This is a genomic window from Sphingobium sp. C100 (genome assembly GCF_000508185.1).
Taxonomy (GTDB): Bacteria; Pseudomonadota; Alphaproteobacteria; order Sphingomonadales; family Sphingomonadaceae; genus Sphingobium.
In genome coordinates, this window is sequence record NZ_AYOY01000216.1 from 1 (window position 1) to 16,145 (window position 16,145).

Sequence of the window (16,145 nt, forward strand, 5' to 3'; positions counted from 1 at the left end):
CCGCCATGGGCTGGCGATTGCCGCCGGGGCGGCGTTCGCCACCATGTTCGGCGCGTCGATCTGGATCAGCGTGACGATCGCGCCCTTGCTCGCAATCTGGGGCCTGATCACGCTTATGCGGCGCGATCCGGGCCTGCTGGTCGCGGGCGCCCTCGCACTGATCCTGTCCCTGCCCCAGTTTCATGACCTGCTCCATGGCCGGGAGCCGGATATTTTCCCGATCGGCTTTCATATCCGGCCGTTCACCATCCTGTTCGCGGGCGACGGCTTGTCAGCCCAGATGCTGAGCCTGGTCCTGCTGCCGCTCAATTATGCGCTCGAATTCGGCATCTTCATGCTGGGAACCAGCCTCTATTTTCGACGCCGTCACCAATGGGGGGCGGAAGGCCGCCTCGTGCGCAACCTCCTGCTCTGGAGCGCGCTGCTGGCGCTGCTGGTGGCCAGCTTCGTGCAGTCGGTCATCATCAACAATGATCTGGGTTGGCGCGCCACCCTGTTCATGCTGGTCCCGATGATGGTCTGGACGATGAGCGTCGGGCAGGAACCCGGCTCGGCCCGCCGCTTCGGCATATTGGGCGCGGCGTCGCTGCTGCTCGGTCTGGCGGGCACGGCCTGGGACATAGTCGGGTTGCGGGCCATTCGCGCGCCGCTTTTCCCGGTCCGGCCGATCGAGATCAATGACGATCCGGCCATGTCCCGCGCTTTGCGCGCGGCCTATGGCTGGGCCGACCACGCCCTGCCCGAAGGCGCGACGCTCCAGCATAATCCGGGGCTGAAGGGCCGTGCGCTCGATTTCGGCATGTATGGCCGACACTGGCCCGCGGTGGCGGACAGGGACGCATTCCTGTTCGGCGCTAACCGAGAGGCGGTTGCCCAAAGGATGCGCGTCCTCATGCCCATATTCGATCGTCCACTTCCGAAACGGGAACTCGTCCGCCGCGCGCATCAGGCGCGCAGCGACTATCTGCTGTTCACCCGGCGCGATCCGATGTGGCGCACGACCGGCGGGCCGCCCGCCGCCCTGCCCTGCGTCTATCGCACCGCCGACCTTTGCATCGCGCGCGCCAGTGGAAAGGCTTATCCATGACATTATTGCGCAGCTTCACTCTGCTCGCCATCGCCTATGCCGGGACGATCGCGCTTGGCTTCCTGCTCTACGTCGCCCTGATTCGCAGCCCGCTGCTGGGGCAGGTCGATATTCTTTTTTATCGAGGCGTCATGGTGGCGGGCGTGGCCGCGCTGCTGTTGCTGGGCGCAGGCATAGCGGCGCGCCGCCGCCTGCGGCTGGAACCGGCGACGCTGGTCGGTGCAGTCGCCCTGTCGCTGGCGTTCAACATCAGCTTCCTCATCATCTTCCCGGTAACCTTCGACAGGTCCATCACCATGTTCCTGCTGGCCCGCATCGAACGGCAGGACGGGCAACTGGACGCGCGCGGGCTGGAACGGGTCTATGTGCGCGAATATCTGGGCGACATGCACCAGATCGACCGGCGCGTGGCGGAGCAGAGCCTGTCGGGCAATATCCGCGTCGAAGGCGGCCGCATCCACATCACCGCGCAGGGCCGGCGGTTGCTGGACAGTGCGCGAGCCATCGGCGGCTGGTTCGATGCGGACCCGCGGTTCGTCAACGCGCCGGACCAGGACATTGGCGGCCATTAGGCTTTTATCAAAGTTTCCAGCCTATTCACCTTTTTACTTTCTGAGCCGGTCCAATCGGGTTCGCCGGGCTGGCTACGCAATAATGGCGGAGAAATATGAGCGCCTTTGGACGGAAAAATGGACCTGCCGGGACGAAGCCTGGCTTTGGCGTAGCGCGCCCCATGCAGGGCGGCGCGGCCGCGCGGGAGGAAACGCCGCGCGGCGGCGACCAGTTTCCGCCGCTCGACATCGCTTCGCTACCGGGCGAAGCGCCCCTGGACCCGTTGTCCGCACCGACCAACCAGATGCAGCGCAACGCGGACGCCATGGCGCGCCTGTCGGATCGCGCCAATGCCGAACATGTGCCGGACGCGGGACCGCAAGGGTTTGAAGCGAGCGTCCACAAGATCAAGGAACAGGTGCTGCCCCGCCTGCTGGAGCGCGTCGATCCCGAAGCGGCCGCGACCCTGACCAAGGATGAACTGGCGGAGGAATTCCGCCCGATCATCATGGAAGTGCTGGCGGAGTTGAAGCTGACCCTCAACCGGCGCGAACAGTTCGCGCTGGAAAAGGTGCTGGTCGATGAATTGCTCGGCCTTGGCCCGCTTGAGGAACTGCTGTCCGATCCCGACGTCACCGACATCATGGTGAACGGCCCGGACCAGACCTATATCGAAAAAAAGGGCAAGCTTCAGATCGCGCCCATCAAGTTCCGCGATGAGGAGCATCTGTTCCAGATCGCCCAGCGCATCGTCAACAAGGTCGGCCGCCGCGTCGACCAGACCACGCCGCTGGCCGACGCCCGCCTGCCCGATGGCTCTCGTGTGAACGTCATCGTCCCGCCGCTGTCGCTGCGCGGCACGGCCATTTCGATTCGTAAATTCTCGGCCAAGCCGATCACCATCGACATGCTCGCCCAATGGGGCGCCATGAACAGCAAGATGGCGACCGCGCTCAAGATTGCGGGCGCCTGCCGGTTCAACATCGTCATTTCGGGCGGCACCGGTTCGGGCAAGACGACGATGCTCAACGCCCTGTCGAAAATGATCGATCCGGGCGAGCGCGTGCTGACGATCGAGGACGCGGCCGAGTTGCGTCTGCAACAGCCGCACTGGCTGCCGCTCGAAACCCGCCCGCCGAACCTGGAGGGCCAGGGCGCCATTTCCATCGGCGACCTGGTCAAGAACGCCCTGCGTATGCGCCCTGACCGCATCATCCTGGGCGAAATTCGTGGCGCCGAATGTTTCGACCTGCTCGCGGCGATGAATACGGGCCATGACGGCTCCATGTGCACGCTCCACTCCAACAGCCCGCGCGAGTGCCTGGGCCGCATGGAAAACATGATCCTGATGGGCGACATCAAGATCCCGAAAGAAGCGATTTCCAAGCAGATCGCCGATTCGGTGGACCTGATCGTCCAGGTGAAGCGCCTGCGCGACGGTTCGCGCCGCGTCACCAACATCACCGAAGTGATCGGCATGGAGGGCGATGTCATCGTCACCCAGGAACTGTTCAAGTTCGAATATCATGACGAGGATGACAGCGGCAGGATCGTGGGCGAATATCGCTCCATGGGCCTACGTCCCTATACGCTGGACAAGGCGCGGATGTTCGGGTTCGACCAGCCGTTTCTGGAAGCTTGCCTGTAACTTATATCGTAACTTAGTGTGGCTGGCGGGGTTTATTCCCCGCCACCCCTTGCGCCATCCGGGCGCCACAGGCACATCTGCCTCCTCCGCGATGAAGAGAGGATTGGTGCCATGAACCGTCTCGTTCCGCTTGGGCTGGCAATTGCCGGCCTCGCCCTTCCCGCCGTCCCGCTGTTTGCCCAGCATGACGCCCATGCCGGCCATCAGGCCGCCGACCCGATCGCCGCCGCCATTGCCGCGCCCAGCCGCAAGCCGGCAAATGTCGCGCGCGACCAATATCGCCACCCTGCCGAAACGCTGGCCTTTTTCGGCGTGACGCCCACCCAGACGGTGGTCGAATATTCGCCCAGCGGCGGCTGGTATACCGAAGTGCTGGCGCCGCTGGTGCGCGACCATGGCACTTTCTACGCGCTGCAACCCAGCGGCGGCTATATGGACGGCTATAAGAGCTTCCTCGCCTCCGATCCGGTCTATGACCAGGTGAAGCTGGTCGCCTTTCCGGAGGAAACCACCAGCATCCCGGCTGGCAGCGTCGATACTTTGCTCACCTTCCGCAACGTTCACAACATGGTGATGGGTGGCAAGGCGGCCGAAAGCTTCAAGACTTTCTACACCATGCTCAAGCCCGGCGGGACGCTGGGTATCGTCGACCACCGCCTGCCGGAGGATCGCGACAGCGCCGCCGAGCAGAAGAGCGGCTATCTGAAGGTGTCGACCGTGCGCAAGCTGGCCGAAGATGCCGGTTTCGAATATGTCGGCGCGTCGGAGGTCAACGCCAATCCCAAGGACACGGCCGACTGGGAAAAGGGCGTGTGGACCCTGCCGCCGACCCTGCGCAACAAGGAAGTCGACAAGGATAAATATCTCGCCATCGGCGAAAGCGACCGCATGACGCTCAAATTCCGCAAGCCGACGGCCTGACGCCACCGTTTCGCCAACCCGCTTGCGCGCGCGCGCAGGCGGGTTAAGGCGGGGGCGTGACTGCTCCTGACCGCCCCCATCGTCCGCTTTTCGCTATCGCATTGCGCCTGACTGCGGTGATCTGCCTCTCGGTCATGTTCATCACCGTGCGGCTGGCCAGCGAACGCGGCGTGCATGTGGTCGAATCGCTCTTCTACCGTCAGGCGCTCGCGCTGCCCGTAGTCCTGGCCTGGGTGATGATGGCGGGCGGGCTGCATAGCGTGCAGACCCGGCGCATCCGCATCCATGCCAGCCGCATGATGCTCGGCCTGACCGGCATGTTGCTCAATTTCCTCTCCTACATCCTGCTGCCGCCGGCCGAGGCCGCGACGATCGGCTTCACCATGCCGGTCTTCGGCACGATCCTGTCCGCGCTCATCCTGCACGAAGCGACAGGTGTTCATCGCTGGGGCGCGGTGCTGATCGGCTTTGTCGGCGTATTGGTGATGATCCGACCCGATGCGGGTCATTTCCCGATACAGGGCGTCGCCGTGGCGATCGCCGCCGCACTGGTCACGGCCAGCGTCAGCCTGGTGCTGCGGGAATTGGGCCGGACGGAGCCGGCTGGCGTCGTCGTCTTCTGGTTCACCGCTTTGTCGATGATCCCGCTGGGCATCGCCATGCCGTTCGTGGCGCAGGCGCATGATCCCGTGACCTGGGCCATGCTGCTGATGATCGGCCTGTTCGGCGGCATCGCGCAGCTCTGCCTCACATCCGCCTTGCGTTGGGGGCCGGTGTCGGTGGTGCTGCCGATGGATTATAGCGCGATCATCTGGACGACCTTGCTGGGCCTTGCCATCGGGGAGGATTGGCCGATGGCGACGACGTGGATCGGCGCGACCCTGATCGTCGCCAGCGGCCTCTATATCGCCTGGCGCGAACATGTCCGCGCGAGGCAGCCGATGGTCAGTCCAGCAGTTCAGCGTCCAGGCTGATCTCGGCCTTTAGCAATTTGGAGATCGGGCAGTTCGCCTTCGCCTTGCCGGCGAGTTCCTGAAACGTCGCGTCGTCCGCGCCGGGGATCGTGGCCTTGAGCGTCAGGCGGCTCGCGGTCACGGCAAAACCGCCATCCTGCTGCTCCAGCGTTACGACGGCGCTCGTCTCCATCTTCTCCGCCGTCAAACCCGCCTCGCCCAGGATCATCGACAGCGCCATGGTAAAGCAGGAGGCATGGGCGGCGGCGATCAGTTCTTCGGGGTTGCTGCCCGGCATCCCCTCGAACCGGGTGGCAAAGCCATAGGGATAGGCATCGAGCGCGCCGCTCTGGGTCGAGATCGCGCCTTTCCCGTCCTTCAGGCCGCCGCTCCACGCTGCCGAACCGCTGCGATTGATCTTCATATCCGTCTCCCGTTGCAAAGAGGGGGGAACCCCTGCGGCTCCGCCTTGTTGCCATAGAATAGGTAAATTCATGCAGGAGAGTGACAATGAACGACCTGACGATGGAAAATCAGCATGACCTGATCGCCTCCGACCGGGTGGAGGGCACCGCCGTCTACAACCGGCAGGGCGAACATCTCGGCAAGATCGACAATTTCATGGTGGAAAAGCGCGGCGGCCAGGTCCGCTACGCAACCCTGTCCTTCGGCGGATTCCTGGGCATCGGCAACGATCATTATCCCCTGCCCTGGTCGATGCTGACCTATGACACCGACAAGGGCGGCTATGTGGTCGATCTGGACAAGGAGGTGCTGGACAATGCGCCCCGCTACACCGCGGATCAGCGGCCCGACTATGACGACGGCTATGGCCGCAGCGTCTACCAATATTATGGACTAATCTATCCCTGGTAAGCGCCTGAGCGCTTGCTACGGACAAAGAAGGGGGCAGCCGCGCGCAGCGGCCGGCCCCCTTTTTCATGGTCTTTCAAATCGGCCCCGCCTCTTCACAGTTCGACGCATTTTAATTGTCTACTATATTTATAGAGTATAGAAAAAAGATCCGAGCATGAATGAGGAGAAGGACCATGAACCGATTCGGATATGCGCGACAGCACCGCCCGCCGGTCGTGCTGACCGTGCCGGGCCTCAACAATAGCGGCCCCGATCATTGGCAGACATTGTGGGAACAGCGCCGCGGCGATTGCCAGCGGGTCGATCTTGGCCGCTGGGCCAGCCCCAATCGCAACGCCTGGGTCACGCGCCTGGACGCCGCCATTCGCGCCATCGACGGCCCGGTCATCCTGGCCGCACACAGCCTGGGCTGCATCACCGTGGCCTGGTGGGGCGCTTTGCAGAATCAAAGCTATGGCTGGCCCGTCACCGGCGCCCTGCTGGTGGCGCCGCCCGATTGCGATCGCGCCGAAACGCCGGACAGCATCGGCAATTTCGGCCCGGTGCCCCGGTCGCAACTGCCCTTTCCGTCAATCCTCGTGGCGAGCCGGGACGATCCCTATATTTTCTTCGAGCGTGCCCACAGCATGGGCAAAAACTGGGGCAGCCATTTCGTCGATGCGGGCCATTGCGGGCATATCAACGCGGCTTCGGACGTTGGCGACTGGTCATTCGGCCAGACGCTGCTCGACCAGTTGATCGACGATGCGCAGATGCGGGCGATCAGCGCCGATCCGGGCCTGCCCGCGATCCGGCCATCCTTGCCGCGCCGCACGGACATGGCATCGTCTGCGCATCGCTGACGGTTTCGGGTGGGACAAGAGAAACTTGACCGCCCCTTATTTTTCTTTCTTTGTCTACTTATTCAATTGAGATAAAGCAGCGCCAAGAGGTGTCCATGACTGACCAACGACCGATCGATCATCGCTACGCCAGCGCCAACGGGCCGCGCATCGACATCGTCGCCAGCGTCGACAAGGTGCGGGAGGTGCTGGAACATCTGCGCTTCGGGTCGATCACGCTCACCGTGCATGACGCCCGCGTGGTGCAGATCGACGTGACGGAAAAGACCCGCCTGACCGCCTGAACGGGCAGGCACGACATGTTTCGGGCGCGTTGCCGCGCGGCCCATGCGGTTTGGGGGTGAGCCGCATCCCATAACGCCTGTCATTCCCGCAAAGACCTACGGCTTTGACCGGACCACCGGAAATGCCGCGATCATCAACCACCGGACCGCCGGAAGGGGACTTATCATGATTGCGCGTTTCCTGTTGCTCGCGAGCGTCGCGAGCGCTTCCTTCACCGTGCCTGCCGCTGATGCGCAGGACAGCCCGGCCCCGCAGGCCGATCCTGACGCGGTTGTCGTGGGCGGGGCCATCGTCGTCACCGCCCGCCGTCGCGCGGAAGAATTGCAGGATGTGCCGCTGTCCGTCTCGGTGCTCAATGCCGAGGCGATCGCGCAGACCGGCAGCTATAATATCCAGCGGCTGACGCAGTTGCAGCCGACGCTGCAATTCTACTCCACCAACCCGCGCAACAGTTCGATCAACATTCGCGGCATCGGCGCCCCGCTCGGCCTCACCAATGACGGCATCGAACAGGGCGTGGGCATCTATATCGACCAGGTCTATTATAACCGTGTCGCCGCCGCGACGCTGGACTTTGTCGATATCGAACAGGTGGAAGTGCTGCGCGGCCCGCAAGGCACGCTCTATGGCAAGAACACCACTGCCGGCGCCATCAACATAACGACCCGCGCGCCGAGCTTCAGCTATGAGGGCAAGGCCGAGATTTCGGTCGGCAATCTGGGCTTCAAACAGGCCAAGGCGACCGTGTCCGGCCCGATCACCGACCGACTCGCCGTCCGCATCGGCGCGTCGGTCACCGACCGTGATGGCACGATCACCAATGTCGCCACCAACCAGCGCGTCAACAGCCAGGATTTCCTGGGCTTGAAGGGATCGCTGCTGTGGAAGGCGACCGACACGCTGAACATCACCCTGTCGGGCGACTATAATCTCCAGAATCCGGTCTGCTGCGCGCAAATCTACGCTGGCTATGGCCCGACCCAGCGCGCCGAAAACCGCCAATATCCCGCGCTCACCGCGGCCCTGGGTTATCAGGTGCCCAGCACCAACCCCTATGACCGGCTGACCGACCTCGACGCCCCCTTGCAGGCGCGCAACGAGATGGGCGGCGCATCCTTGCGCGCGGAATGGGATCTGGGACCGGGCACGCTGACCTCCGTTTCCGCCTATCGCTACTGGGACTGGCAGCCCTCGAACGACCGGGACTTTACTGGCCTGGACGTCACCACAAAATCGCAGAACCCGACCCAGCAGAAACAATGGACCCAGGAATTGCGCTATGCGCAGGAAGGGCAGGCGATCGACTTCGTCGTCGGCGCCTTCGCCTTCCACCAGACGATCCATACCACCGGCAGCCAGGTCCAGGGCGCCGACGCCAGCGCCTGGCTGCTCAACCCGTCCAGCGCCCTGTCGCAGATACCGGCGGTGCTGGAAGGGTTGACGGCGGACAATGACATCCGCCTCAAAAACAGCAGTGCGGCGTTGTTCGGCCAATTGACCTGGCACGTCACTGATCGCCTCAGCCTGCAACCGGGGCTGCGCCTCAATTATGACAAGAAGAAGGGCAGTTATGATTCGGTCGTGACCGGCACCGCATCGGACGGCACGCGCCAGATCGTCAGCTTCGCCAGCACCGATCCCTGGATCGTCGCCCAGCGCGGCGTGCTGGCGCCCCAGTCGTTCGAGGCCAGCTTCAGCGACTGGAACCTGTCCTGGGACATCACCGCCTCCTACAAGATCAACGATTATGTGATGGCCTATGCCACCTGGTCGCGCGCGTTCAAATCGGGCGGCATCAACCTCAATGGCGTGCCGCTCGACGCGGCGGGCAATCCGCAGCTTGATGTCGCGACCGTCAAGCCTGAAAAGGTCAATCATTTCGAGGTCGGGCTCAAGACCCGGTTCTGGGACAAGCGCGCGACGCTCAACCTCAGCGGCTTCTGGACGGAGATCAAAGACTATCAGGCGATCGTCAACAATGGACAGAACAGCGTCCTGCGCGGCTATCTGGCCAATGCCGGCAAGGTGCGGGTGCGCGGGGTGGAGGCGGATTTCTCGGTCCGCCCGTCCGACCGGGTCGCCGCCTATGCCAGCGGCGCCTGGACCGACCCCAAATATGTGAAATTCACTAACGCCCCCTGCCCGCCAGAATTGTCGGGCGGCACGGCGAGCCCGGCGACCTGCGACATATCCGGCCAGTTGTTGCCCGGCATCTCGAAATATTCGCTATCCTATGGGGTCGAATTCAACGTGCCCACCGCATTGCTGGGCGGAGAGGGGCAATTCTATATCGGCTGGGACGGCAGCTACCGCTCGACCTTCTCATCTAACGCCTCTCGGTCCGTCTATATGGACATCAAGGGCTACAGCCTCGACAATCTGCGCCTGGGCTTCCGCAATGCCGATGGCATCAATGTCTATGGCTGGGTCCGCAACATCTTCGACCAGGACTATATGGAAGTGCTGGCGACGACGCCCGGCAATACCGGCCTGATCGCCGGCCAGCCCGGCGACCCGCGCACCTATGGCCTGACCATCAAGGCCGATTTCTGAATCATCTCACCCCCGGAGGAGCGGCATGTCCGTGCCGCTCCTCCCCCTTGCCGGCATTTGCGCCCCGCGCCGCGCTGGGGTAGAGCGCCTGCATGTCCACGACCTTCACGCTCGACACCGCGACCAGCCGCGCCAATCCGACGCCCGCGCCGATGAAGCGCCTGACCGTGCCTGCGATCCAGCGGCGCAAGTTCGAAGGAAAGACCGACGAACCGCTGGTGATGCTGACGGCCTATACCGCGCGTCAGGCGCAACTGCTCGATCCGCATTGCGACATGCTGCTGGTGGGCGATTCGCTGGGTCAGGTGATCTACGGCCTGCCCTCCACCCTGCCCGTCACGCTCGACATGATGCTCGCCCATGGCGCGGCGGTGGTCCGGGGCAGCTATCACAGTCTGGTCATCGTCGACATGCCCTTTGGCAGCTACGAAGCCTCGCCGAGCCAGGCCTTCGCCAGCGCCAGCCGCATCATGGCGGAAACCGGCGCCGCCGCGGTCAAGCTGGAAGGTGGCGAGGCGATGGCCGAAACCATCAGCTTTCTTACGCGGCGCGGTATCCCGGTGATGGCGCATATCGGGCTGACGCCGCAGGCGGTGAACGCGCTGGGCGGCTATGGCGCGCGCGGCAAGAGCCAGGAGGAACATGCCAAGATCCTGGGCGATGCCCGTGCGGTGGCGGCGGCGGGCGCCTTTGCGATGGTGGTCGAAGGGGTGATGGAGGAACTGGCCGACATCATCACCGCCAGCGTCGATGTGCCGGTGATCGGCATCGGCGCATCGGCCCGCTGCGACGGGCAGGTGCTGGTGTCCGAAGACATGCTGGGCATGTTCGAACGGGTGCCACGCTTCGTGAAACGCTATGACAATATTGCCGAAACCATCAGCAATGCGGCCGAACGCTACGCCGCTGACGTGCGCAATCGCGCCTTCCCGACCGACGATCAGGTCTATCGCCCCAAAAAGTGATTTGCCTGTGGCATAAGCGCCGCTATTGGTCGCGCCTTCTGCCCGACGTTTCTGATCTATTTCTCGGAGAATCCCGTGGCCCTGACGCCGCAAAACAGTGAAGCCTTCATGCGCGAGGTCGATGACGCCGTCCGCGAGGACCAGCTTGCGACCTTCTGGGCGCGCTATGGACGCTGGCTGCTGGCCGCGCTCGTCCTGGGTCTGGCGGCGTTCGGCGGCTGGCTCTACTGGCAGCATCATAGCAAGACGCAGGCGGAAGCCGTGTCCGAGCAGATGGACACCGTGCTCGACGCGGCGATCGGCGGCGGCACGCCTGACGCCAAGCAACTCGACGCGCTGACCAAGGCGGATCAGCCGGGCTATCGCGCCTCGGCCCAACTGGTGAAGGCGGGCGTCGCCGCGCGCAAGGGCGATGCGAAGGCCGCGATCGCGCTCTATGGCGCCATGGCGGCCGACGCCAAGCTGGACAAGCCCTATCGCGACCTGGCCCTCATCCGCCAGACATCGCTGCAATTCGACAGTTTGAAGCCCCAGCAGGTGGTGGACCGGCTGAAGCCGCTCGCCATCGAAGGCGCGCCATGGTTCGGCAGCGCGGGCGAACTGGTCGCCATCGCCTATATGAAGATGGGCAAGAATGATCTGGCCGGCCCGATGTTCGCGGCCATGGCCAAGGATGAAAAGGTGCCGCAATCGATCCGTTCACGCGCCCGTCAGATGGCGGGCGTCATGGGGATCGACGCGGTTGAGATTCCGGCCGAGCCGAGCGAAGGATAAGCGAGCGGATGGTTATGGTGAGCATGAAGAGCCTGGCACCGATGGGCCGCGCCGTGACCGTGGCGGCGATGATCGCCCTGCTGGCGGGCTGCGGCATCGTCGGCGGAAAGAAGGGCGGCCCCAAGACCCCGGTGGTCGGCAACCGCGTGTCGATCCTGTCCAACGAACAGGGCGTCGAAGTCGATCCCGCGCTGGCCGACGTGCCGGTCAGCCTGCCCGCACCCTATGTCAACGACGCCTGGGCCCAGCCGGGCGGCAACCCGTCCAAGGCGATGGGCCATGTGTCGCTGGGCGGTTCGCCCAGCCAGGTCTGGTCCGCCTCGATCGAGGGCAGCTCGCCCCGCGCGCGGCTTGCCGCCTCGCCGGTGGTGGCGGCCGGCAAGCTCTATGTCATCGACGCGGGCGCGCATGTCATCGCCTTCAACGCGGCAAATGGCTCGAAACTGTGGCAGACCTCGCTCCCGGCGGAGGGCAATGGCCGCGCGCTGTTCGGCGGCGGCGTCAGCGTGCTGGGCGACCGGGTGTTCGCAAGCACGGGCGTCGGCGACGTGATGGCGCTTGACGCCGCCAACGGCAATGTCATCTGGAAAAAGCATCCCGGCGGCCCGCTACGCGGCGCGCCGACGCTGGAAAATGGCCATGTCTATGTCATGGGCCAGGATAATCAGATTTTCGCGCTCAACCAGTCGGACGGCGCCACCCAGTGGACCGACAGCGGCACGTTGCAGGTGACCGGCATTTTCGGCGTCGCCGCTCCCGCCGCCGCGCAGGGCACGGTGATCGCGGGCTATAGCTCGGGCGAAATTTCCGCCTATCGCTATGAAAATGGCCGCAGCCTGTGGGGCGACGCGCTTTCGCGCACCAGCATCTCGACCGCCGTGGCATCGCTGACCGATATCGACGCCGACCCCGTGATCGATCGCGGTCGCGTCTTCGCCATCGGCCAGGGCGGCCGCATGGCAAGCTATGAACTGGTGAGCGGCCAGCGCATCTGGGAAATCAACATCGCCGGCATTTCCACCCCCTGGGTGGCGGGCGAATGGGTGTTCGCCGTCACCAGCGATGCCAAGCTGCTCTGCGTATCGCGCGCCACCGGCAAGATCCGCTGGATCAGCCAACTGCGCCGCTGGCAGAAGGAAAAGAAGAAGGACAAGGCGATCCGCTGGACCGGCCCGGTGCTGGCGGGCGGGCGCCTGATCGTCGTATCGACGCGCGGCGAGATGGTCTATGTCGATCCCACCTCTGGCGATGTCCAGTCGCGGATCGATATGGACAAATCCATGTCGCTGTCGCCGGTCGTCGCCAACAACATGCTCTACGTGCTGGCCGACGACGGAAAGTTGACGGCGTTCCGCTAAGAACGAAACTTGGCAAAAGCGCGCGCTCCTGCGAAAGCAGGGGCCTGGGATGAGGCGAACGACCTTTGATCCTGGGCCCCTGCTTTCGCAGGAGCGCGGCTTTTTATATCATCCCGATTTTATTGTGGAAGGAAGAGGGGCATGTTGCCCACGGTAGCCATCGTCGGACGTCCCAATGTGGGCAAGTCCACCCTGTTCAACCGCCTGGTCGGCAAGAAGCTGGCGCTGGTCGACGACCAGCCCGGCGTCACCCGCGACCGGCGGGAGGGCGAGGCGCACCTGCTGGGCCTCGACTTCACCATCGTCGACACCGCCGGTTACGAGGATGAGGACGCCCAGTCCCTGCCCGGCCGGATGCGGATGCAGACCGAAGCGGCGGTGGAAAATTGCGACGTCGCGCTGTTCATGATCGACGCGCGCGCGGGCATCACGCCGCTGGACGAGGAAATCGCTCGCTGGCTGCGCGCCAACGACGCGCCCGTGGTGCTGGTCGCCAACAAGGCGGAAGGCAGGGCGGCGGACGACGGCGTCATGGAATCCTTCAGCCTGGGCCTGGGCGAACCCATCCCCTTTTCCGCCGAACATGGCCAGGGCATGGCCGACCTGTTCCAGGCGCTGCTGCCCCATCTGGAGCGCGAGGAGTTCAGCCAGGAGAAGGAATTTTACGAGGATGACGAGAGCGCACCGCTCAAGCTCGCCATCGTCGGTCGCCCGAATGCGGGCAAGTCCACGCTGATCAACAAGCTGCTGGGCGAAAATCGGCTGCTCACCGGGCCGGAGGCGGGCATCACCCGCGACAGCATCGCCGTCGAGTGGAGCTGGACCAACCGCGACGGGCAGGAACGACCCGTCCGCCTGATCGACACGGCGGGGATGCGCAAGCGCGCCAAGGTGCAGGACAAGCTGGAAAAGCTGGCGGTGTCGGATGGCCTTAATGCGGTGAACTTCGCCGAGGTCGTCGTGCTGCTGCTGGATTCCACCCGCGGGCTGGAGGCGCAGGATCTGCGCATCGCCGACAAGGTGCTGGAGGAAGGCCGCGCCCTCGTCATCGCGCTCAACAAATGGGACACGGTGGAGCATGGATCGGCCCTCTATCAGGGCATCAAGCAAGCGCTGTCCGATGGCCTGGCGCAGGTGCGCGGCGTGCCGATCATGACCGTGTCGGCAGCGACCGGTAAGGGTCTGGACGACCTCCTCCATGTCGCCTTCGAAACCCGGACCGCCTGGTCGCAGCGCGTGTCCACCGGCATCCTCAACCGCTGGTTCGAGACCGCGCTGGAGGCCAATCCGCCCCCCGCGCCGGGCGGCAAGCGGATCAAGCTGCGCTACATCACCCAGAACAAGACGCGCCCGCCGACCTTCGTTCTGTTCGGCACGCGGCTCGACGAACTGCCCGAAAGCTATCGCCGCTATCTGGTGAACGGCATCCGCAAGGAACTGGGTTTTGGCGCGGTGCCGGTGCGGCTGACGCTGCGCAGCGCCAAAAACCCCTATGCCAAATGATGATGATCCGGTTGCCGTAAACACCAGGGGCATGAAATGCCCCTGGCCGGCGCTGCGCGCCGCTCGCGCCATGCGGGACGCCGCGGCCATCCTGATCGAGGCGGACGATCCGATCGCCCCGGCCGAGCTGGCGGCGCTCGCGCGCCATCATGGCTGGGATTTCGCGGTGCTGGGCGACCACCGCTTCTCGCTGCGTCGCAGCCGGATCGAAGCGCCCCATAGCTGACCTTTTAACTGCCTGTTTACGCGCAAAGGCTATTTTCAGCGCTGCATGTAAGGGAGTGGCGGGTGCTTCATCAACAGACCGACCTGGTAAACTGGACCGAGCTGGCGCGGACCCGGAGCGAACTGGGCACGGCCTATCTACGGATTCTGGGCTATTTTCGTGAGGACGGCGTCATATCGATCAACGCGATCGAGGAAGCCATTCGCACCCGCAACGCCACCGCGCTGGTCACTCCGGCGCACACGCTGAAGGGCGAAGCCGCCCAGTTCAGCGCCCACCGCCTCAGCGCCATGGCCGAAACCATTGAAATGACCGCGCGCCGCTGCGTGGAAACGCGTGAAGCACCCGACGAACTGATCGAAACGGTCGTGGCGCTGCGCCCCTGTTTCACCGAAACGATGGCGCTGCTCGATCGCGACGCCAATCCGCTCGCCGCGCGCCGGCCGGGCAGTTTCGGCCGTCGGACGGAAACACCGCCGCAGGGTTTTGGCCGGGCCGTCTGATTCCGTCTTGAACTGAAACGCATCATGCCCCCATATCGGGGTCATGACCCGCTTTTCCCTGCTCGACCTCGTCCCCGTGCGCGAAGACGCCGATGTCGCCACCGCACTGGCCCAGTCCGCCGACCTTGCCGCCCATGCCGAAGCGCTGGGCTATCACCGTTTCTGGGTGGCCGAACATCATGGCATGGCCGGCATTGCGTCTGCCGCAACCGCCGTGGTGCTCGCCCATATCGGCCATGCCACCTCCACCATGCGCATCGGCGCGGGCGGCATCATGCTGCCCAATCATGCGCCGCTGGTGATCGCGGAGCAATTCGGCACGCTGGCCGCCCTGTTCCCCGGCCGCGTCGATCTGGGTCTGGGCCGTGCCCCCGGTTCCGACCAGCGGGTCGCGCAGGCGATCCGCCGCAACCTGTCCGGCGGTCCCGACCAGTTCCCCCGCGACGTGATGGAATTGCAGGCCTATTTCGCCGGCGACGACCGGCTGAGCGTTCAGGCGACGCCGGGCGCGGGCGCGGATGTCCCGCTCTGGATATTGGGCTCCAGCCTCTTTGGCGCGCAACTCGCCGCAGCGCTCGGTCTGCCCTATGCCTTTGCGTCCCATTTCGCCCCCGCCGCGCTGGACGAGGCTATTAGCATCTACCGGCGCGATTTCCGCCCCTCTGCCCAGCTCAAATATCCCTATGTCATGGCGGGCTATAACGTCTTCGCCGCCGACAGTCGGGAGGAAGCGGAACTGCTCGCCAGTTCGATGCAGCAAGCCTTCGTCCGGTTGCGCACCGGCCAGCCCGGCAAGCTTCAGCCGCCCGTGCCGGATTATCGAACCAGCCTGCCGCCACAGGCGCAGGCGATGCTGGCCGATGTGCTGAGCGTCTCCAGCATCGGCACGCAACAGGATGTCGAGCGCGACATCGCCGCCTTCCTGGCGCGCACCCAGGCCGACGAACTGATCCTGACCGGGCAGATCTACGATCCCGAGGCGCGCAAGCGCAGCTTCGCGATCGCCATGTCCGCCGCGCAGGCCGTCAATGCCAGGGAACCGGAACTCAGCGTCCCTTGAGCCGCCCGCCGCTCAGCACGGTGGCAGCGGCCGGCGCCA

16 protein-coding genes and 1 pseudogene are annotated in these 16,145 nt (G+C 64.5%); 16 read left to right on the top strand and 1 reads right to left on the bottom strand.

The genetic code is table 11. The annotated features are described in order from the left end of the window. From C100_RS48725 to C100_RS47025, 5 genes and pseudogenes are all read left to right on the top strand, one after another. A pseudogene (locus tag C100_RS48725) lies at positions 1–1,087 on the top strand (hypothetical protein); the annotation flags it as partial. Continuing rightward, positions 1,084–1,659 carry a hypothetical protein gene (locus C100_RS47010; RefSeq protein WP_024022159.1) on the top strand — a complete coding sequence of 192 codons (576 nt, stop codon included), beginning with the start codon at positions 1,084–1,086 and terminating at the stop codon, positions 1,657–1,659. The pseudogene C100_RS48725 and the gene C100_RS47010, both read left to right, overlap by 4 nt. 95 nt (positions 1,660–1,754) lie before the next feature. Then, on the top strand, positions 1,755–3,287 hold the full coding sequence (locus C100_RS47015; RefSeq protein WP_024022160.1) for a CpaF family protein: 1,533 nt from the start codon (positions 1,755–1,757) through the stop codon (positions 3,285–3,287). 111 nt (positions 3,288–3,398) lie between these two features. Next, positions 3,399–4,208: a class I SAM-dependent methyltransferase gene (locus tag C100_RS47020; protein ID WP_024022161.1), complete on the top strand. Its 810-nt coding sequence runs from the start codon at positions 3,399–3,401 to the stop codon at positions 4,206–4,208. A 95-nt stretch (positions 4,209–4,303) separates the two neighbouring features. Beyond that, entirely contained in the window at positions 4,304–5,182 is an 879-nt protein-coding gene (locus C100_RS47025) for a DMT family transporter (protein WP_268746873.1), read from the top strand. Here the strand turns inward: C100_RS47025 and C100_RS47030 are convergent. Next, entirely contained in the window at positions 5,154–5,585 is a 432-nt protein-coding gene (locus C100_RS47030) for an OsmC family protein (protein ID WP_024022163.1), read from the bottom strand. The two genes, C100_RS47025 and C100_RS47030, sit on opposite strands and share 29 nt — an antisense overlap. An 86-nt stretch (positions 5,586–5,671) precedes the next feature. On the opposite strand from C100_RS47030, the gene C100_RS47035 reads away from it, so the two are divergent. The 11 genes from C100_RS47035 to C100_RS47080 all read left to right on the top strand — a co-directional run bounded on the left by C100_RS47035 (position 5,672) and on the right by C100_RS47080 (position 16,106). Next, positions 5,672–6,037 (top strand): PRC-barrel domain-containing protein, encoded by a 366-nt coding sequence (locus C100_RS47035; RefSeq protein WP_024022164.1) that lies wholly within the window; start codon positions 5,672–5,674, stop codon positions 6,035–6,037. A 173-nt stretch (positions 6,038–6,210) separates the two neighbouring features. After that, complete coding sequence (locus C100_RS47040; protein WP_024022165.1) at positions 6,211–6,879, top strand: RBBP9/YdeN family alpha/beta hydrolase; 669 nt, start codon at positions 6,211–6,213, stop codon at positions 6,877–6,879. Between the two features lie 95 nt (positions 6,880–6,974). Next, the gene (locus C100_RS47045; RefSeq protein WP_024022166.1) at positions 6,975–7,163 is read left to right on the top strand and encodes a YezD family protein; all 189 of its coding nucleotides are present in this window, start codon (positions 6,975–6,977) and stop codon (positions 7,161–7,163) included. A gap of 166 nt (positions 7,164–7,329) precedes the next feature. Beyond that, a complete protein-coding gene (locus tag C100_RS0125550) occupies positions 7,330–9,717 on the top strand; it encodes a TonB-dependent receptor (RefSeq protein WP_037531530.1) in 2,388 nt (795 codons plus the stop codon). Between the two features lie 92 nt (positions 9,718–9,809). Next, the gene (gene panB / locus C100_RS47050; protein ID WP_024022167.1) at positions 9,810–10,682 is read left to right on the top strand and encodes a 3-methyl-2-oxobutanoate hydroxymethyltransferase; all 873 of its coding nucleotides are present in this window, start codon (positions 9,810–9,812) and stop codon (positions 10,680–10,682) included. Between the two features lie 75 nt (positions 10,683–10,757). Beyond that, complete coding sequence (locus tag C100_RS47055) at positions 10,758–11,456, top strand: tetratricopeptide repeat protein (RefSeq protein ID WP_024022168.1); 699 nt, start codon at positions 10,758–10,760, stop codon at positions 11,454–11,456. A 14-nt stretch (positions 11,457–11,470) separates the two neighbouring features. Further along, the gene (locus tag C100_RS47060) at positions 11,471–12,814 is read left to right on the top strand and encodes an outer membrane protein assembly factor BamB family protein (RefSeq protein ID WP_031310401.1); all 1,344 of its coding nucleotides are present in this window, start codon (positions 11,471–11,473) and stop codon (positions 12,812–12,814) included. A gap of 141 nt (positions 12,815–12,955) precedes the next feature. Further along, the gene (der, locus tag C100_RS47065; RefSeq protein WP_024022170.1) at positions 12,956–14,317 is read left to right on the top strand and encodes a ribosome biogenesis GTPase Der; all 1,362 of its coding nucleotides are present in this window, start codon (positions 12,956–12,958) and stop codon (positions 14,315–14,317) included. Continuing rightward, positions 14,307–14,543, top strand: a complete 237-nt coding sequence (locus tag C100_RS47070) for a sulfurtransferase TusA family protein (RefSeq protein WP_024022171.1) — start codon at positions 14,307–14,309, stop codon at positions 14,541–14,543. Before der ends, C100_RS47070 begins: the two co-directional genes overlap by 11 nt. 62 nt (positions 14,544–14,605) lie before the next feature. Continuing rightward, the gene (locus C100_RS47075) at positions 14,606–15,046 is read left to right on the top strand and encodes an Hpt domain-containing protein (RefSeq protein WP_024022172.1); all 441 of its coding nucleotides are present in this window, start codon (positions 14,606–14,608) and stop codon (positions 15,044–15,046) included. A 43-nt stretch (positions 15,047–15,089) separates the two neighbouring features. Continuing rightward, on the top strand, positions 15,090–16,106 hold the full coding sequence (locus C100_RS47080; RefSeq protein ID WP_024022173.1) for an LLM class flavin-dependent oxidoreductase: 1,017 nt from the start codon (positions 15,090–15,092) through the stop codon (positions 16,104–16,106). Positions 16,107–16,145: the final 39 nt, after the last annotated feature.

Excerpts from the sequence above, each read along its gene's own strand:
- C100_RS47035 (WP_024022164.1), top strand. The coding sequence starts at position 5,672 with ATGAACGACCTGACGATGGAAAATCAGCATGACCTGATCGCCTCCGAC.
- panB (WP_024022167.1), top strand. The coding sequence starts at position 9,810 with ATGTCCACGACCTTCACGCTCGACACCGCGACCAGCCGCGCCAATCCG.
- C100_RS47015 (WP_024022160.1), top strand. The coding sequence starts at position 1,755 with ATGAGCGCCTTTGGACGGAAAAATGGACCTGCCGGGACGAAGCCTGGC.
- der (WP_024022170.1), top strand. The coding sequence starts at position 12,956 with ATGTTGCCCACGGTAGCCATCGTCGGACGTCCCAATGTGGGCAAGTCC.
- C100_RS47040 (WP_024022165.1), top strand. The coding sequence starts at position 6,211 with ATGAACCGATTCGGATATGCGCGACAGCACCGCCCGCCGGTCGTGCTG.
- C100_RS47060 (WP_031310401.1), top strand. The coding sequence starts at position 11,471 with ATGGTGAGCATGAAGAGCCTGGCACCGATGGGCCGCGCCGTGACCGTG.
- C100_RS47070 (WP_024022171.1), top strand. The coding sequence starts at position 14,307 with ATGCCAAATGATGATGATCCGGTTGCCGTAAACACCAGGGGCATGAAA.
- C100_RS47080 (WP_024022173.1), top strand. The coding sequence starts at position 15,090 with ATGACCCGCTTTTCCCTGCTCGACCTCGTCCCCGTGCGCGAAGACGCC.
- C100_RS47045 (WP_024022166.1), top strand. The coding sequence starts at position 6,975 with ATGACTGACCAACGACCGATCGATCATCGCTACGCCAGCGCCAACGGG.
- C100_RS47010 (WP_024022159.1), top strand. The coding sequence starts at position 1,084 with ATGACATTATTGCGCAGCTTCACTCTGCTCGCCATCGCCTATGCCGGG.
- C100_RS47020 (WP_024022161.1), top strand. The coding sequence starts at position 3,399 with ATGAACCGTCTCGTTCCGCTTGGGCTGGCAATTGCCGGCCTCGCCCTT.
- C100_RS47030 (WP_024022163.1), bottom strand. The coding sequence starts at position 5,585 with ATGAAGATCAATCGCAGCGGTTCGGCAGCGTGGAGCGGCGGCCTGAAG.
- C100_RS0125550 (WP_037531530.1), top strand. The coding sequence starts at position 7,330 with ATGATTGCGCGTTTCCTGTTGCTCGCGAGCGTCGCGAGCGCTTCCTTC.